This is a genomic window from Dellaglioa sp. CoH-57-MRSF-21 (assembly GCF_056781915.1).
The window spans coordinates 1-237 of record NZ_JBXAXU010000257.1; the positions used below are offsets into that span (position 1 = coordinate 1).

General features: G+C 51.1%; 1 protein-coding gene. It reads left to right on the forward strand.

The features are described from left to right. Positions 1-183, forward strand: a 183-nt coding sequence (locus AC1RPQ_RS08685; RefSeq protein ID WP_481762382.1) for a hypothetical protein, incomplete at its 5' end; no start/stop codon positions are given. Positions 184-237 lie beyond the last annotated feature (54 nt).

The window sequence follows — 237 nt, forward strand, 5'->3', positions numbered from 1 at the left end:
GCAAACGTAATTGACATGGACGCTGCTGATCTGTATAGTTTGCTTGAGGATTCGCTGTGCATCGTGCGGCGCGCGGTGTGGAGCGAATATGATGACTGGGCTGCGTCAGTCGAACAGCGGCTGATGAATGCCATGAACGAACTAGTTGAGGAAGATGAAGATGAACAAGAAGTATCACCGTGAGGTGCGTCCCATGTTCAAGTCGCTGGAGCAGTATCTAGGTTTGGAACTGGATCG